Annotated in this window: 10 protein-coding genes and 3 rRNA genes; 5 read left to right on the plus strand and 8 right to left on the minus strand. The window is 63.4% G+C overall.

The window, feature by feature from the left end; genetic code table 11:
- Positions 1-9: 9 nt before the first annotated feature.
- Positions 10-1,674, minus strand: a complete 1,665-nt coding sequence (pgm, locus tag B840_RS10225) for a phosphoglucomutase (alpha-D-glucose-1,6-bisphosphate-dependent) (protein WP_042622043.1) — start codon at positions 1,672-1,674, stop codon at positions 10-12.
- Between the two features lie 188 nt (positions 1,675-1,862).
- On the opposite strand from pgm, the gene B840_RS10230 reads away from it, so the two are divergent.
- From B840_RS10230 to B840_RS10240, 3 genes are read left to right on the plus strand one after another with little or no spacing between them, the layout of a single operon-like run.
- Positions 1,863-3,281, plus strand: a complete 1,419-nt coding sequence (locus B840_RS10230; RefSeq protein ID WP_042622044.1) for an alanine/glycine:cation symporter family protein — start codon at positions 1,863-1,865, stop codon at positions 3,279-3,281.
- Between the two features lie 4 nt (positions 3,282-3,285).
- A complete protein-coding gene (locus B840_RS10235; protein ID WP_042622045.1) occupies positions 3,286-3,603 on the plus strand; it encodes a fluoride efflux transporter family protein in 318 nt (105 codons plus the stop codon).
- Positions 3,573-3,941 carry a fluoride efflux transporter FluC gene (locus tag B840_RS10240; protein WP_229676679.1) on the plus strand — a complete coding sequence of 123 codons (369 nt, stop codon included), beginning with the start codon at positions 3,573-3,575 and terminating at the stop codon, positions 3,939-3,941. The genes B840_RS10235 and B840_RS10240 overlap by 31 nt, the downstream gene beginning before the upstream one ends.
- Here the strand turns inward: B840_RS10240 and B840_RS10245 are convergent.
- The 7 genes from B840_RS10245 to ramA all read right to left on the minus strand — a co-directional run bounded on the left by B840_RS10245 (position 3,938) and on the right by ramA (position 15,844).
- The gene (locus B840_RS10245) at positions 3,938-6,502 is read right to left on the minus strand and encodes an ABC transporter permease (RefSeq protein ID WP_042622047.1); all 2,565 of its coding nucleotides are present in this window, start codon (positions 6,500-6,502) and stop codon (positions 3,938-3,940) included. The genes B840_RS10240 and B840_RS10245 overlap by 4 nt on opposite strands.
- Before the next feature lie 11 nt (positions 6,503-6,513).
- Positions 6,514-7,317: an ABC transporter ATP-binding protein gene (locus tag B840_RS10250; RefSeq protein WP_084602980.1), complete on the minus strand. Its 804-nt coding sequence runs from the start codon at positions 7,315-7,317 to the stop codon at positions 6,514-6,516.
- Positions 7,318-7,655: 338 nt separating this feature from the next.
- Positions 7,656-7,773 (minus strand): 5S ribosomal RNA (rrf, locus tag B840_RS10255).
- Positions 7,774-7,921: 148 nt separating this feature from the next.
- Positions 7,922-11,004: ribosomal RNA gene (locus tag B840_RS10260) — 23S ribosomal RNA — on the minus strand.
- 474 nt (positions 11,005-11,478) lie between these two features.
- Positions 11,479-12,996 (minus strand): 16S ribosomal RNA (locus B840_RS10265).
- The 16S, 23S and 5S rRNA genes sit together here, the layout of an rRNA operon.
- 682 nt (positions 12,997-13,678) lie before the next feature.
- Complete coding sequence (gene murA, locus B840_RS10270; protein WP_042622048.1) at positions 13,679-14,935, minus strand: UDP-N-acetylglucosamine 1-carboxyvinyltransferase; 1,257 nt, start codon at positions 14,933-14,935, stop codon at positions 13,679-13,681.
- 66 nt (positions 14,936-15,001) lie between these two features.
- On the minus strand, positions 15,002-15,844 hold the full coding sequence (ramA, locus tag B840_RS10275; RefSeq protein ID WP_042622721.1) for an acetate metabolism transcriptional regulator RamA: 843 nt from the start codon (positions 15,842-15,844) through the stop codon (positions 15,002-15,004).
- 317 nt (positions 15,845-16,161) lie between these two features.
- On the opposite strand from ramA, the gene cysK reads away from it, so the two are divergent.
- Both cysK and epsC read left to right on the plus strand, forming a co-directional pair.
- Positions 16,162-17,094 (plus strand): cysteine synthase A, encoded by a 933-nt coding sequence (gene cysK / locus B840_RS10280; RefSeq protein ID WP_042622722.1) that lies wholly within the window; start codon positions 16,162-16,164, stop codon positions 17,092-17,094.
- Between the two features lie 14 nt (positions 17,095-17,108).
- A complete protein-coding gene (epsC, locus tag B840_RS10285; RefSeq protein ID WP_042622049.1) occupies positions 17,109-17,708 on the plus strand; it encodes a serine O-acetyltransferase EpsC in 600 nt (199 codons plus the stop codon).
- Positions 17,709-17,752: the final 44 nt, after the last annotated feature.

A 17,752-nucleotide genomic window follows, 5' to 3' on the forward strand; every position in this document is an offset into this window, starting at 1 on the left:
CACAGCCAACTACTGGCCGAGCACCTGGCTGACCACAGCCTGCGCCTCCTGCTGGACCAGCTTGAGATGCTCCTCGCCACGGAAGGACTCCGCGTAGATCTTGTACTTGTCCTCGGTGCCGGAAGGCCGGGCGGCGAACCACGCGTTCTCCGTGGTCACCTTCAGCCCGCCGATGGCCTGATGGTTGCCCGGGGCCTCTGTCAGCTTGGCGGTGATCGGCTCACCCGCCAGTTCGGTCGCGGTGACCTGCTCAGGGGAGAGCTGCTTGAGGATGGCCTTCTGCTCGCGGTTCGCGGGCGCGTCGGTTCGGGCGTACGCCGGGGCGCCGAACTCCTCAGCCAGCTCTGCGTAGCGCTGGGACGGGGTCTTTCCGGTGACCGCGGTAATCTCGGCGGCCAGCAGGTCGAGGATGAGCCCGTCCTTGTCGGTGGACCACACGCCGCCGTCGCGGCGCAGGAAGGATGCGCCGGCGGACTCTTCACCGCCGAAGCCGATGCTGCCGTCCTGCAGGCCGTCGACGAACCACTTGAAGCCGACGGGCACCTCGACCAGGCGGCGGCCGAGCCGGGCGACGACCCGGTCGATCATCGAGGAGGACACCAGGGTCTTGCCCACGGCGGTGTCCGCCCCCCACTGGGGCCGGTTGGCAAAGAGGTACTCGATGGCCACTGCCAGGTAGTGGTTCGGGTTCATCAGCCCGTGGTCCGGAGTGACGATGCCGTGGCGGTCGGCGTCCGCGTCGTTGCCGGTGGCGATGTCGTACTTGTCGCGGTTGGCGATCAACGAAGCCATCGCATGCGGGGAGGAGCAGTCCATGCGGATCTTGCCGTCGGAGTCCAGGGTCATGAACCGGAAGGTGGAGTCGACCAGCGGGTTGACCACGGTCAGGTTCAGTTTGTGGGTCTCGGCGATCGCACCCCAGTAGTCGACGGAAGCACCGCCCATCGGGTCCGCGCCGATGGACAGCCCGGAGTCGCGGATGGCCTCGATGTCGACGACGTGGGGCAGGTCGTTGACGTAGGTGCCCAGGAAGTCGTGGCGCAGCGCGCGCCCGTCGAGCACGCCGCTCACAGGGGTGCGCTTGACGTCCTTGAGGCCGTCGCGCAACAGCTGGTTGGCGCGGTCGGCGATCCAGTCGGTGGCGTCGGTGTCCGCCGGGCCGCCGCTCCACGGGTTGTACTTGAACCCGCCGTCGCGCGGCGGGTTGTGGGAGGGCGTGATGACGATGCCGTCGGCCAGCGGGTAGCTGGGGCCCGCGACGCCCCAGCGCACGTTCTTGTTGTGGTTCAGGATGGAGTGGGAGATGGCCGGCGTGGGGGTGTAGCGGCCGGCGGCGTCGACGAGAACCTCCACGTCGTTGGCCAGGAGCACCTCCAGTGCGGAGATCATCGCCGGCTCGGAGAGCGCGTGTGTGTCGCGTCCGAGGTACATCCGCCCGTACCAGCGGACGGCGGTCCGGTTGCGGTAGTCCACGATCGCCTGGGTGGTGGCCAGGATATGGTCCTCGTTGAAGGCGGTGTCCAGCGAGGACCCGCGGTGGCCGGAGGTACCGAAGGCGACCTGCTGGTCGGGGTTCTCCACATCGGGTGTGCGGGTGTAGTAGGCCGTGACAACCTCGGCGATGTCGATGAGGTCCTCGGGTCGTGCCGGCTGGCCCGCGCGTTCGTGTGCCATGTCTTCGGTTCTCCTTCATGTGCCTGGGCAGGGGTGCCTCCCATTGTGGTCGCGCGCCCGCACGCCCGCAGGGGCGTCGGCCCGGCGCACTCACCCGCCACCCCCGCGAGGGGGCAACCGGCGTTATCCTCCGGTTGACACCAGGCGCAAATGTGGCTGGGACCACACCCGGTCTGTACCTTGATCGCATGGAATCGCTGCAGAACGCACTCGACACCGCCGGCGGGATCGTCTGGGGACCTTTCGTCCTCATCCCGCTGCTGCTGGGCACAGGACTCTACCTCACCATCCGGCTGGGCGGCATCCAGTTCCGCACCCTGGGCCGGGCGCTGCGCCACGGGCTGTTCGACAAATCGGACACCGACGGCCAGGGCGACATCAGCAACTACCAGGCCCTGACCACGGCGCTGGCGGCGACGGTCGGCGTGGGCAACATCGTCGGCGTGGCCACGGCCCTGTCCGTCGGCGGCCCGGGCGCCTTGTTCTGGATCTGGGTGACGGGCCTGGTCGGCATGGCGTCGAAATACACGGAGTCGTTCCTGGGCGTGCGTTTCCGCACCACGGATGCCAAGGGGGAGCAGTCCGGCGGCCCCCAGTACTACCTCAAGCGCGGCATCTCCGGCCCGGTGGGCAAGACCCTGGCGGTCATGTTCGCGGTCTTCGCGGTGATCGCCTCGTTCGGCATCGGCAACCTCACCCAGGCCAACGCGGTGGCGACCAACCTGGAGAGTTCTTTCGGCCTCGACCCCTTCGCCTCCGGCGCCATCATGTTCGTCCTCCTCGGCGCGGTACTGCTCGGCGGTATCCAGGCGATCGGCAGGATCACCTCCGCCTTCGTGCCGATGATGATCCTGCTCTACGTCACCGCCGGCCTCACGGTCCTGGTCATGAACGTCGGACAGATCCCGGCCGCGCTGGGGCTGATCTTCACCGACGCTTTCACCGGCACCGCCGCCACGGGCGGGTTCGTCGGCGCGGGCATCATGCTGGCGATCCAGTTCGGTGTCGCCCGCGGCATCTTCTCCAACGAGTCCGGCATGGGTTCGGCGGCCATCGCCGCCGCCGCGGCGAAGACCTCCCATCCGGTCCGGCAGGGGCTGGTCTCGATGACCCAGACCTTCATCGACACCCTCATCGTCGTCACCATCACCGGCCTGGTGATCGTCACCACCGGGGTGTGGGACACCGGCCGTGAGAACGCGGGCGTCATGACCGCCAACGCTTTCTCCGTCGCCCTGCCCGGTGAGTGGGGCGGCACCATCGTCTCCCTGTCCATCGTCTTCTTCGCCTTCTCCACGATTCTCGGCTGGTCCTACTACGGCGAGCGCTCGCTGGAGTCTCTCATCGGTCGCCGAGGCACGGTCCCCTACCGCATGCTCTTCACCTTCATCGCCCTCATCGGCGCCACCGTGGAACTGGAGCTGGTGTGGTCCTTCGCGGACCTGGCCAACGGCCTGATGGCGCTGCCCAACCTCATCGGCCTGCTCATCCTCTCCGGCCTCGTGGCCCGCGAGACGAAGGCCTACCTCAAGTTCGACCCCGCACTGCGCGCCTCCCCGGAGGAGGTCGCCGCGTTCATGCGGGCCCAGGGAAGCGACTGGAAGTAACCCGTTGCTTCGCGACGCCGCCCTCGTCGGCGCCGGCGCCCTCCTCGGCGCCCTGGCCCGCTACGCCGCCGAGGAGTTCCTCGGGGCCGGCGCCCTGACCATCCTCTGGGTGAACATCCTGGGTTGTTTCCTCATGGGCTGGTTGCGCCCCGGAGTCTTCTGGGGCCGCGGGGTGCTCGGCGGATTCACCAGCTTCTCCACCTTCGCCCACCTCACCGCCGCGGCCGCGGCTGCCGCTCCCCCCGCGGCGGCGGGTTATCTCCTGGCCACCCTGGTGGGCTGCGTCGGGGCATGGCTGCTCGGGGACCGGTGGGCCCGATGATCGCGTCCATCCTCGCCGTCTGCCTGGGCGGCTTCGCCGGCGGCATGGTCCGGGGCGCCCTGGCGAGGTGGCCGGGTGGCCCGGCCGGCACCTTCACCGCCAATCTGGCGGCCACCGCCGTCGTGGCCGGCGTCATCGCCGCGGTCGGGCACACGGGCCTGGTGTACCTGGCCCTGGGCACCGGCTTCGCCGGGGCGCTGTCCACATGGTCCACCCTGGCGCGTGAAATCGGTCAGCTGCTGAAGGAACGGCGGTACCTTCCCGCCGCCGGATACGCGTCAGCCACGCTCACCGCCGGAGTGGCGGTGGCGTGGCTGACTGTCGTACTGACCGGTTAGGCGGAGATGGCGTCCAACGGCGGAGTCTTCGCCGCTCGTCGGGCCGGCCAGACCGCCGCGAGCACGCCGACGACCGCTGAACCAACCAGAACCACCGCCAGCATGTCGTAGGGCACGGAGATGGTGTCCAGGCCCTGGTCCTTGAGCACTTCGAGGAAGGCCCAGCCCAGGCCCAGCCCGATGAGCACACCCATGACGGCGCCGAAGACCGCGATCTGCACCGCCTCCAGCGTGATCATGGTGCGGATCTGGCCGCGCTGCGAACCCACCGCCCGCAGCATGCCGATCTCCTGGCGGCGCTCGATGACGCCGAGCGTCAGCGTGTTGACGATGCCGAGGATCGCGATGATCACCGCCAACGCCAGCAACGCGTACAGGATGTTGAGCATCTGGTCGATGGCCTGGCCCGCCTGGCCCGCCATCTCGGCGGCGCTGAGCACCTGGACGACGATGAATCCCTTCACCGCCTCCTCCAGGTTGGAGCGCAGTTCATCCTCGGTGACGGAGCCGTCGGCGACGACGCCGACCATGTTCACCTCCAGCGCGCCGGGCGGAATCATCCCGTCGACCGATTCCCGGGAGATGATCATGTTGTTCACCAGGCTGTTCGGCTCGAAGATGCCGACGACCTCGATCTCGCGGGTCTCCCCGGTCAGCTCGGGGGCCGTCAACGGCAGGACGTCGCCGACTGCCCAGCCGTTGGCTCCGGCGAACTCGGTCGACGCCAGGACGCCCGGGGTACCGCCCAGGTCCGAGGTGCCCTCGCGCATCTCCAGGACCGCCATCTGCGAAATATCCCCGTCGATGACCAGGGTCTGGGAGACGGGGCCGAACTGGTTGGTCGCGCGGCCGTCGACAAGCACGGGCGCGGTGGCCATGGTGAGCACCTTGTCCACACCCTCGACGTCGCGGACAGCGTCCGAGGTGCCCGCAGGCGTGGGGAAGCTGCCGGTCTGCGGGCCGGAGAGGACGAAGTCGGCCGAGACGTTGTTCTCCACCACGTCGGAGATCGACGCCTTCATCGTGTCACCCAGCATGCCGATCGCCGTCACCAGCGCCACTCCGAGGGTCAGGGCGAAAGCGGTGGTGGCGGTCCGGCGGGGGTTACGGCGCGAGTTCGTGGACGCCAGCTTGCCGATCGCCCCGAACGGGGCGCCGATGACCCGGCCCAGGGTGGGCACGATGGGCAGGGACATCGCCGGGCCGGCGAAGAAGAAGCCGACGATGACGCCGAGCGCGCCGACGCCGACCAGGATGGCGCGTGTCGACGTCGAGGAATCCGACATCAGGACACCCGCCAGCGCCGCGGCGGCGCCGATCAGCAGGAGTGCCGCGCCGAGCACCGTGCGGACCACCAGCGGTTGATCCGTGGAAGCCTCCGTGGAACGCATCGCCTCCACCGGCCGGACCTCGCCTGCCCGCCGGGCGGGCAGCCACGCCGAGACGACCGTCACCACGGTGCCCAGCACCAGGGGGACGAGCACGGCGGACATCGACAGGCCCAGACCCGAATCCGGCAGCGACAACCCGCGGGTGGACATGAACGCCTTGATGGCCGCGACCAGCCCCACGCCGGCGACGACACCGAGCGCGGAACCGACGACGCCCACAATGACGGACTCGAACACCACTGAGCGGGTGATCTGCTTGCGTTCGGCGCCCAGCGCACGCAGGAGCGCGAACTCCTTGGTCCGCTGCGCCACGATCATGGAGAAGGTGTTCGCGATGAGGAACGTTCCCACCAGCAGAGCCACCAGGCCGAAGGCCACCAGGAAGTAATTGACGAAGGACAGTGCCTGCGACAGGACCTTCGACATCTCCTCCGCCAGCTTCTCGCCGGTTTCGACCTCGACGCCCTCGTAGGTGCCGCTGAGGTGCGCGACCAGATCCGTGTCGCTGGTGCCTTCCGCCGCGGAGACTATGAGCTGGGAGGACGAGCCGTCCACCGTGTAGCGCTCCAGGAACGCATCCTCCGTCATGTACGCGATGAGGGACTGCCCTTGGTCGAGGTCCGTCTCGTAGAGACCGCTCACCGTCATGGTCCGGCGCTCCTGCGGATCCACCACGATGAGGGTGTCCCCGACCGAGACACCGAAGTTCTCGGCGCCCTTGGAGTTGAGCACCAGGTCGTCGGCGGCCTCGGGCCGCTCCCCCTCGACCAGGGTGCTGACCTGGCCGACCACGCTGTCCGGCTCGTACCACACGGACAGGCTCGAGGTGCCGCCGCCGGTCTGGATCGGATCCTCACCCTCCGTGGCCAGAACCACGGTTTCCGACGCCGTCACGTTGACGTCGCCGACCTTGTCGTCCCCGGCGATCCCGTCCCGGGTTTCCCGCGGAATGCTGCGCAGTCCTTCCGCAGGAGTGACGACCGCGTCGACTCCCTCGTAGGTGCTGCTCACCGCAGCTTTGAAAGTGCTGTCCAGAGAGTTCGTGAACATGAACGCACCGGAGATGAAGGCGGTGCCCAGCACCACCGCCAGCACCGTCAATGCCAGGCGCAATTTATGCGCGGCGATGTTGCGGAGACTGACTTTGCGCATCGTGCTGTTCTTAGCCATGCAGCCCCGGCCTATCGTTCGACCCCGGCCATGAAGGCCAGGATCTCGTCCATCGAGGGGTCGATGAGCTCGTTGACCAGCTGACCGTCAGCGAGGAACACCACCCGGTCCGCGTAGGACGCGGCCCGCGCATCGTGGGTGACGATGACCACCGTCTGGTCGTCCTTGTCCACCGCCGTACGGAGAATATCGAGGACCTCGGAGGCCGAGTTCGAGTCGAGGTTGCCGGTGGGCTCATCGCCGAAGATGATGTCGGGGCGCGACACCAGAGCGCGGGCGCACGCCACGCGCTGCTGCTGGCCGCCGGACAATTCGGCCGGCCGGTGAGTCAACCTGTCCGACAGACCCAAACGGGTGGTGATCTCATCGAACCAGGCCTGGTCGACCTTGCTGCCGGCGATGTCCGACGGGAGCGTGATGTTCTCCGCCGCCGTCAGGGTGGGCACCAGGTTGAAGGACTGGAAGATGAATCCCAAGCGGTCGCGGCGCAGCGCCGTCATCTCCTTGTCGCGGAGAGTGGACAGATCCGTGTCGCCGATCAGCGCCGATCCGGAGGTCGCGGAATCCAGCCCCGCCATGCAGTGCATCAGAGTCGACTTGCCGGAACCCGACGGGCCCATGATCGCGGTGAACTTATTCTTCGCGAAGGACACGTTGATGTGGTCCAGCGCAATGACGACGGTCTCGCCTTCGCCGTACTGCTTGTACAGGTCGATGGCCCGGGCGGCCGGCTCAAAGCCGGTCTCGGCGGCCTGGAAGCTCTCGACTCCCGGGTTCTCGGAGTCGGCGGACGGGGTGGACCCTTGGTCTGTCATGTTGTGTTTCTTCTCCTGAAAAGTAGGTTCTGATCATCCAGGTTAACCGTCCAGAGTCTACGGAACATCAGGGTGCCCCCTGATATTCGTGGTGAAGTGGGGGTGAACAACCTGTAAGAACACTGGCAGGGCAGGATGCGCGGACCGTGGTGCCCGGACATGAGCAGGAATATGACGGCGGGAGCAGCAGAAAGGCCCCTGACACACCGGAGAGTTCCGGCGTGCCAGGGGCCTTTGAGCTGCATGATGGAGAAGCGTCTAAGGCGCGGTCTGGTGAGGAGAAAACCTTCTCAACTCACCGGACCGCGCCTTCGACGTTTTCTCTGTGAAATTTTTAGTGTCGGCGGTAACCTACTCTCCCACACCCTCCCGGGTGCAGTACCATCGGCGCGGGCAGGCTTAGCTTCCGGGTTCGGAATGGGACCGGGCGTTTCCCTGCCGCTATCAACCACCGACACACCCTCGGAACAACACCCCCCTGGGGGGGTGTGCCCGGTGATACGGGTGTGTTGTGTCAGATACTGCATAGTGGACGCGGGCAAACCTTGAGTGTTTGCTTGATTTTGTTACGGTGCGTAAGTCCACACCTCCCACACGTGGGGGGTGGTGTGTTGTTGTCGGTGTATTAGTACCGGTCACCTCCACACATTGCTGTGCGTCCAGATCCGGCCTATCAACCCCATCATCTATGGGGAACCTCAAATGAAACCTCATCTTGAAACAGGCTTCCCGCTTAGATGCTTTCAGCGGTTATCCCTTCCGTACGTAGCCAACCAGCCCTGCTCCTGGCGGAACAACTGGCACACCAGAGGTACGTCCGTCCCGGTCCTCTCGTACTAGGGACAGCCTTCCGCAAGTTTCTACGCGCGCGGCGGATAGAGACCGAACTGTCTCACGACGTTCTAAACCCAGCTCGCGTGCCGCTTTAATGGGCGAACAGCCCAACCCTTGGGACCTACTCCAGCCCCAGGATGCGACGAGCCGACATCGAGGTGCCAAACCATCCCGTCGATATGGACTCTTGGGGAAGATCAGCCTGTTATCCCCGGGGTACCTTTTATCCGTTGAGCGACACCACATCCACTAGTTGGTGCCGGATCACTAGTCCCGACTTTCGTCCCTGCTCGAGTTGTCACTCTCACAGTCAAGCTCCCTTGTGCACTTACACTCAACACCTGATTGCCAACCAGGCTGAGGGAACCTTTGGGCGCCTCCGTTACTATTTAGGAGGCAACCGCCCCAGTTAAACTACCCACCAGGCACTGTCCCCGACCCAGATCATGGGCCAAGGTTGAGGTGTCCAGTCCGATCAGAGTGGTATTTCAACAACGACTCCCACACCACTGGCGTGATGTGATCTACGTCTCCCACCTATCCTACACAAACCGAACCGAACACCAATACCAAGCTATAGTGAAGGTCCCGGGGTCTTTTCGTCCTGCCGCGCGTAACGAGCATCTTTACTCGTACTGCAATTTCACCGGGCCTGTGGTTGAGACAGCAGGGAAGTCGTTACGCCATTCGTGCAGGTCGGAACTTACCCGACAAGGAATTTCGCTACCTTAGGATGGTTATAGTTACCACCGCCGTTTACTGGGGCTTAAATTCTCAGCTTCGGGGATTACTCCCCTAACCGGTCCTCTTAACCTTCCAGCACCGGGCAGGCGTCAGTCCGTATACATCAACTTATCGTTTTCGCACGGACCTGTGTTTTTAATAAACAGTCGCTTCCCTCTATTCTCTGCGACCCACACCAGCTCCACATGCAAGATGCTTCACCAGCGCAGGCCCCCCTTCTCCCGAAGTTACGGGGGCATTTTGCCGAGTTCCTTAACCACAGTTCACCCGAACGCCTTAGTATTCTCTACCTGACTACCTGTGTCGGTTTGGGGTACGGGCCATGTATGTACATCGCTAGAGGCTTTTCTCGACAGCACGGGATCACCGACATCACCCACAAAGGGGCTACGCATCACGTCTCACACTTGTATGAGGGGCGGATTTACCTGTCCCCTCGTGCTACACGCTTACACCACAATCCAATAAGTGGCACGGCTACCCCACTGCGTCACCCCATCACTTGGCTACTACCAGATCAGGCTCCACGCACGCCCCGACCACACCGGGCAAAGCCCGACACGGAAGGATTATGGGTGGTTAGTATCACTGATTCACCATGGGCGCACATACACGGGTACGGGAATATCAACCCGTTGTCCATCGACTACGCCTGTCGGCCTCGCCTTAGGTCCCGACTCACCCTGGGAAGACGAACTTGACCCAGGAACCCTTAGTCATCCGGCGGGCAAGATTCTCACTTGCCAATTCGTTACTCATGCCTGCATTCTCACTCGCACACACTCCACAGCCCCTCACGGTACTGCTTCACCGCGTGCACGACGCTCCCCTACCCAACGATCACTGAAGATCATTGCCGCGGCTTCGGCGGTGTACTTGAGCCCCATTACATTGTCGGCGCAGGACCACTCGACCAGTGAGCTATTACGCACTCTTTCAAGGATGGCTGCTTCTAAGCCAACCTCCTGGCTGTCTTCGCGATCCCACATCCTTTTCCACTTAGTACACCCTTAGGGGCCTTAGCCGGCGATCTGGGCTGTTTCCCTCTCGACCATGAAGCTTATCCCCCACAGTCTCACTGCTGCGCTAACTTAACCGGCATTCGGAGTTTGGCTGACATTGCTAAGATTGTAGTCCCGCTCAACCAACCAGTAGCTCTACCTCCGGCAAGCACCACGCAACGCTGCACCTAAATGCATTTCGGGGAGAACCAGCTATCACGGAGTTTGATTGGCCTTTCACCCCTACCCACAACTCATCCCCTCAGTTTTCAACCTAAGTGGGTTCGCGCCTCCACGACGTCTTACCGTCGCTTCACACTGGCCATGGGTAGATCACTCCGCTTCGGGTCCAGGACATGCCACTAATCCACACTAGTTAGTATTCGCTTTCGCTACGGCTACCCCTCACCGGGTTAACCTCGCGACATGCCGCTGACTCGCAGGCTCATTCTTCCAAAGGCACGCCATCACACACAAGAGGTGCTCTGACGGATTGTAGGCACACGGTTTCAGGTACTATTTCACTCCCCTCCCGGGGTACTTTTCACCATTCCCTCACGGTACTAATCCGCTATCGGTCATACTGGGTATTTAGGCTTACCGGGTGGTCCCGGCAGATTCACAGCAGATTTCACGTGCCCGCTGCTACTCGGGAATACGACAACACGCCACACACAGTCTTCACGTACGGGACTCTCACCCACTCCGGTGGGCCTTCCCAGACCACTTCCGCTGACCACGCATGCACGCGCAGATGGCCGGCAGACCACCCACATCGCATCCCACAACACCGCATGCGCAACCCCTGCCGGGTATCACACACACACGGTTTAGCCTCATCCGCGTTCGCTCGCCACTACTAACGGAATCATTAAAGTTATTTTCTCTTCCTACGGGTACTGAGATGTTTCACTTCCCCGCGTCAACCTCCACAACAGCTATGAATTCACTGAAGGGTGACCGCCCATCACGGCGGCCGGGTTTCCCCATTCGGACATCCTCGGATCAACGCTCTGTTGGCAGCTCCCCGAGGCTTAACGCAGCCTCACACGTCCTTCATCGGCCCAGTATGCCAAGGCATCCACCATGTGCCCTTACACAAACACACATCCACCGGCCACCCCAACGGGCGCCGGCAGGTGAACCTACTCGAACAAAACACACCGCACACACCCACCCCGGCCACACCCCCACACAGGGAACACAACCAGGATCATCGGCGCATACGGCACACAAAAAAATAAAGATGCTCGCGTCCACTATACAGTTCTCACACAACACACCACCTGCCCCACCACCCACCAGAAACACCCCACCACCCCCACAAAGAGGCAGCAGACCATCCCACCAGCAGGCGACAAGTCACAGATGATCACCGAAACAACCATGTTGTCCCAGACACCCAACAGCGTGCCAACATACCCGTCTACATGTTCATGACTTATCTTCTGGCTGTCATCGCCCACCGTGACGGTGCGCGTCCACCCGATTATTCATGCCGGCGGATTGACACTCGCAACCCCAACCGACAGGCACCTTGGACACGACCACCGGTCGTGCGGGATTTGTTTAAGCTCCTTAGAAAGGAGGTGATCCAGCCGCACCTTCCGGTACGGCTACCTTGTTACGACTTCGTCCCAATCGCCGATCCCACCTTCGACAGCTCCCCCCACAAGGGTTGGGCCACTGGCTTCGGGTGTTACCAACTTTCATGACGTGACGGGCGGTGTGTACAAGGCCCGGGAACGTATTCACCGCAGCGTTGCTGATCTGCGATTACTAGCGACTCCGACTTCATGGGGTCGAGTTGCAGACCCCAATCCGAACTGAGGCCGGCTTTGAAGGATTGGCTTACTCTCACGAGTTCGCGACCTGCTGTACCGACCATTGTAGCATGTGTGAAGCCCTGGACATAAGGGGCATGATGATTTGACGTCATCCCCACCTTCCTCCGAGTTGACCCCGGCAGTCTCTCATGAGTCCCCACCATCACGTGCTGGCAACATAAGACAAGGGTTGCGCTCGTTGCGGGACTTAACCCAACATCTCACGACACGAGCTGACGACAACCATGCACCACCTGTACACCGGCCACAAGGGAAGACGTATCTCTACGCCGGTCCGGTGTATGTCAAGCCCAGGTAAGGTTCTTCGCGTTGCATCGAATTAATCCACATGCTCCGCCGCTTGTGCGGGCCCCCGTCAATTCCTTTGAGTTTTAGCCTTGCGGCCGTACTCCCCAGGCGGGGCGCTTAATGCGTTAGCTACGGCACAGAGAACGTGGAAGTCCCCTACACCTAGCGCCCACCGTTTACGGCATGGACTACCAGGGTATCTAATCCTGTTCGCTACCCATGCTTTCGCTCCTCAGCGTCAGTAACTGCCCAGAGACCTGCCTTCGCCATTGGTGTTCCTCCTGATATCTGCGCATTTCACCGCTACACCAGGAATTCCAGTCTCCCCTACAGCACTCAAGTATTGCCCGTATCGCCTGCACGCCCGAGGTTAAGCCCCGGAATTTCACAGACGACGTGACAAACCACCTACGAGCTCTTTACGCCCAGTAATTCCGGACAACGCTCGCACCCTACGTATTACCGCGGCTGCTGGCACGTAGTTAGCCGGTGCTTCTTATACAGGTACCGTCATTTTCACTTCGTCCCTGTCGAAAGAGGTTTACAACCCGAAGGCCGTCATCCCCCACGCGGCGTCGCTGCATCAGGCTTCCGCCCATTGTGCAATATTCCCCACTGCTGCCTCCCGTAGGAGTCTGGGCCGTATCTCAGTCCCAATGTGGCCGTCCACCCTCTCAGGCCGGCTACCCGTCGACGCCTTGGTAGGCCATTACCCCACCAACAAGCTGATAGGCCGCGGGCTCATCCTGCACCGATAAATCTTTCCACCCCCCACACTAAAGAAGGTCATATCCGGTATTAGACCCAGTTTCCCAGGCTTATCCCGAAGTGCAGGGCAGATCACCCACGTGTTACTCACCCGTTCGCCACTCGAGTACCCCGCAAGCGGGGCCTTTCCGTTCGACTTGCATGTGTTAAGCACGCCGCCAGCGTTCGTCCTGAGCCAGGATCAAACTCTCCACAAAATAAACTTCAGAAGAAATCAGAGCTGTGAAAAGCCCAAAACCCAACCAAAAACAAACAACCAGCACACCACCACCCCCACAACGGAGACGATGGCACACAAAATTGTCCATCAAAAACAACCACAGACACCCCCCACCACACAACCGCGCAGCAGGAAACGCCATGATCACAAAAAACAAACGACCCCCACTCCAACCCTGACGGGGAAAAAGCATCCGGAGGCCGCCACTTTCCAAACGCGACCATGATCCATGCCTGCACCACAACAACTCACACGATCACAACAACCGCGCGCATTATTTACAGTGGCACCCATTGCAGCAGGTACCACCCGGCACACACCCACCACACACCCCCCACCAGGGGGACATGCAGCCGATGAACGACACAACCAAAGTCACAAACAAAAGTACATTGGCACACTATTGAGTTCTCAAACAACACACGCACACCATCCACCCTCACCCTCACGGGTTAAGGCTTTTTAGCGGCTTGATCTACTTTACTGTATCGGACTGACAGTGTCAAATCCAACCGGTGAAGTTCTTGTTCCGTTGCCGTCCCGGTAACCTCTCGGCAACCGTTCGTGGCGACGGGAATGACTATACGAACTCATCGACCAAAGAAGCAAATCGCCAGCTCAGGACACTCAAAGGACCCTGGAGGCCTCGTTCCCGCCGGTTATTCGGCCACGCGCTCGATCGTGGCGCCCAGCGCCTGGAGGTTTTCCACGAAGTTCGGGTAGCCACGGTCGATGTGGTGGACGTCGTGCACCGTGGTGACTCCCTCGGCCACCAGGGCGGCGAGGACCAGCCCGGCACCGGCACGGATATCGGAGCTCCACACATCCGTGGAAGAGAGCTGTTCAATACCGTGCAGGACCACATGGTGCCCGTCGACGGTGGCGTGGGCGCCGAGCCGCTGCATCTCGTCGACGAAACGGAAACGCGACTCGAAGACGTTCTCGGTGATCACGCTCATGCCGTCCGCGATGGAGGAGATGCCGATCGCCATGGGCTGGAGATCCGTGGGGAAACCGGGGAAAGGCAGTGTCTGGTAGTCGACGGCGGTCGGGCGGCGGTTCATCCGCACGCGGAAACCGTTCTCGTAGGTTTCGACGTCGGCGCCGGCGACCTTGAGCTTTTCCAGCGCGAGGTGCAGGTGCCGCGGGGAGATCCCGCCGACGGTGATGTCGCCGCGGGTCATCGCCGCGGCGTAGGCCCAGGTGCCGGCCACGATGCGGTCGCCCATGACCTCGTGCTCGGTGGGCTCGAGCTTCTCGACGCCGTCGATGGTGATGGTGGAGGTCCCCGCGCCGTCGATACGCGCCCCCATGGAGTTGAGCATCTCGCAGAGGTCGGCGATCTCCGGCTCGCGCGCCGCGTTGTCGAGCACAGTCCTACCTTCCGCGAGGACAGCCGCGGTGAGGATGTTCTCGGTGGCGCCCACCGAGGGGAAGTCGAGGCTGATCCTGGCGCCCCGCAGGGTCTCCACCTCCGCGACGACGGCGCCGTGGGAGATGCGGGTGGTGGCGCCGAGTCTCTCAAGGCCGGACTGGTGCATGTCCAGCGGGCGGTTCCCGATCGCGTCCCCTCCCGGCAGCGCGACGACCGCCCGGCCGCAACGCGCGGTCAGCGGACCGAGCACGCAGACGGAGGCGCGGAACTGCCGCACGGCATCGAAGTCGGCGTCGGACTTCAGCTCCGCCGGGGTGGTGATCCGCACGACGCCCCCCTCGATGACGACTGTGCAGCCGAGCCCCTCGAGGACGCGCTGCATGAGAGGGACGTCGAGAATCTCAGGACAGTTCGTCAGTGTGGTGGTGCCTTCGGCGAGCAGAGCCGCAGCCATAAGCTTGAGGACACTGTTCTTTGCGCCGCTGACCTTGACGGCGCCCTGCAGGCGGGCGCATCCGGTGACGAGAAATCGATCTTTCACGCTTCCCGACACTAGCCGAGTCCGCCGGTCCGGCGCGCGGCCCCGAACTTCGGCGGGATCAGCGCGTCAGGGAAGAGCGCCGATCCGGCGCGCGGCATTGACCGCCTCGTAGCGGGTGTGGGCCCCCAGCTTGCGCATCACTGAACGCAGGTAGGACTTCACGGTCTCGGCACCGATGCCCATCTCCTCGGCAGCCTCCACGTTCGTGTGGCCGAGCGCCACACAGGAGAGGACATCGAGTTCACGGGCGGAGAGCTTGGTCGACTGCTTCACCCGGACCGGGGACACCATCTGGTCGCAGAGCTGCTCGAGCTCCCTGCGGAGGAACTCGTCGTCCACCCGGTTGGCCAGCATGCGCAGCTTCGAGTGGGTGGAACGGACCTGTTCCCACTCGGCGCCGTTCATCACGCGGCCGGACTTCGCGATACCGGGTTTCCCGCCCTCGGCGCGACGCAGGGCGGAATTGACGGCGAGGTCCTGCTCCAGGGTGCGGGCGGTCATGGTGACCTCCTCGATCACCTTGTCGCCCAGACGCACGGGGGAATGGACCCCGACATAGAGCACGCCGCGGATCTCCCGGCTGACGATCACCGGCACAGCCACGATCGAATGCAACCCCTCGTCCTGGATCGCGCGGTCGTTCTCGTGGGAGATGATGTTGGCCCGCGTGTAATCGGACACGCCGACTGGCCGGCGGGTGGTCACCACCCGCCCGCCGACGCCGGAACCGGGTTCGATCACGAGGTTCTGCAGGGCCGGCGTACGCAGCCCCACCCACTGGCTGATCTGCAGCCGGTTGTCCGGCAGCAGCGTCGCGTACATGGTGACGGGGATGCCGGTCGCGGTCTTCAGGGAGGTGAGAGCCGCCCGGACGGCTTCGTCGTCATCCTTGATTCTCTGCGAATCGATCATGAATCGTCCTCCTCCGGGCACACCCGTCCAGGTGCACCCAATGGACACATTGACGGGGGTAACTGTGTCTTCAGATGGGCATTATAACGCGTTACCGGGGGTAAGTGGAATCCGATTACACAGATCACGGTCCCACCGTTGCGGAAGAGATGGCACAACGCCAGGGGGTGACGCCCCCACGGCCGTCCACACCCCCGCCCGCCTGCGGAAACCATTCTGTCTAAGTAGTGCATACCGTCCTGTCTATTCCGGTGGTGTACTATGGCTGCAGCAACGGATCAACAATGAACCTGACACTCAAGGAGAACAGTTCCATGGCCGTATACAACAACATCCTCGAAACGATCGGACACACCCCGCTCGTCCGCCTCAACGGCATCACCGAAGGCCTTCAGGCGGAGGTTCTGGTGAAGGTCGAGTCCTTCAACCCGGCGAACTCGGTCAAGGACCGCATCGGCAAGGCGATCGTGGACGCCGCGGAAGCGGACGGCACGCTCAAGCCCGGCGGCACCATCGTCGAGGCGACCTCCGGCAACACCGGTATCGCCCTCGCCCTGGTCGGCGCCGCCCGCGGTTACAAGGTCATCCTCACCATGCCGGAGACCATGTCCAACGAGCGCCGCGTCATGCTCCGAGCCTACGGCGCCGAGATCGTCCTCACCCCGGGCGCCGCAGGCATGCAGGGCGCGGTGGACAAGGCCAACGAGATCGTCGCAGAGCAGGAGAACGCCATCCTGGCCTCCCAGTTCGCCAACCCCGCCAACCTGAAGGTCCACCGCGAGACCACCGCGGAGGAGATCTGGAACGACACCGACGGCAAGGTCGACATCTTCGTCGCGGGCGTGGGCACCGGCGGCACCGTCTCCGGCGTCGGCCAGGTCCTCAAGGAGCGCAACCCGGACGCCCAGGTCTACGCCGTCGAGCCGACCGCTTCCCCGCTGCTGTCGGCAGGCAAGGCCGGCCCGCACAAGATCCAGGGCATCGGCGCGAACTTCATCCCCGAGGTGCTCGACCGCAAGATTCTCGACGACGTCATCACCGTCTCCAACGAGGACGCCATCGCCACCTCCCGCGAACTTGCGGTCAAGGACGGCATCCTCGGTGGAATCTCCGCCGGCGGCAACGTCTGGGCCGCCCTGGAGCTGGCGAAGAAGCCGGAGAACGCGGGCAAGACGATCGTCACCGTCGTCTGCGACTACGGCGAGCGCTACGTCTCGACCATTCTGTACGAGGACATCCGCGACTAGGTAGACTCTGGGACATGCTGTTGCTGCACATCGCCCGGACAATCCGCGAAGACCTCCAGAACGCACGCGAGCACGATCCCGCCGCACGCGGTGACATCGAGAACGCGATCGTCTACTCGGGTCTCCACGCCATCTGGGCGCACCGCGTGTCCCACTGGTTGTGGACCCGGGGCTTCCGCGGCCCCGCCCGCATCCTGGCGCAGGCGAACCGCTTCTTCACCGGGATTGAAATCCACCCGGGCGCGACGATTGGCCGCCGTTTCTTCATCGACCACGGTATGGGCATCGTCATCGGCGAGACCACGGAGATCGGCGACGGCGTCATGCTCTACCACGGCGTCACCCTGGGCGGTCAGGTTCTCACGCAGACCAAGCGCCACCCGACCCTCGAGGACAACGTCACCATCGGCGCCGGCGCGAAGGTCCTCGGCCCCATCACCATCGGCGAGGGTTCCGCGATCGGAGCCAACGCGGTGGTGACCAAGGATGTTCCTCCGGAGCACATCGCCACAGGCATCCCGGCGAAGAACCGTCCGCGCCGCCAGAGCGAGCGCATCAAGCTCGTCGACCCGGACTACTACACCGCGAGCGATCCGGTCGACTACAGCATCTGAAAAACGCAGAAGGCCCCGGGAGATAACTCTCCCGGGGCCTTCTC

It is taken from the genome of Corynebacterium marinum DSM 44953 (assembly GCF_000835165.1).
In the GTDB taxonomy this organism is placed as follows: domain Bacteria; phylum Actinomycetota; class Actinomycetes; order Mycobacteriales; family Mycobacteriaceae; genus Corynebacterium; species Corynebacterium marinum.

Bases quoted from the DNA above. Each gene is read 5' to 3' on its own strand.
- B840_RS10230 (WP_042622044.1), top strand. From the start codon at position 1,863: ATGGAATCGCTGCAGAACGCACTCGACACCGCCGGCGGGATCGTCTGG.
- B840_RS10245 (WP_042622047.1), bottom strand. From the start codon at position 6,502: ATGGCTAAGAACAGCACGATGCGCAAAGTCAGTCTCCGCAACATCGCC.
- B840_RS10250 (WP_084602980.1), bottom strand. From the start codon at position 7,317: ATGACAGACCAAGGGTCCACCCCGTCCGCCGACTCCGAGAACCCGGGA.
- epsC (WP_042622049.1), top strand. From the start codon at position 17,109: ATGCTGTTGCTGCACATCGCCCGGACAATCCGCGAAGACCTCCAGAAC.
- cysK (WP_042622722.1), top strand. From the start codon at position 16,162: ATGGCCGTATACAACAACATCCTCGAAACGATCGGACACACCCCGCTC.
- pgm (WP_042622043.1), bottom strand. From the start codon at position 1,674: ATGGCACACGAACGCGCGGGCCAGCCGGCACGACCCGAGGACCTCATC.
- B840_RS10240 (WP_229676679.1), top strand. From the start codon at position 3,573: ATGGCTGCTCGGGGACCGGTGGGCCCGATGATCGCGTCCATCCTCGCC.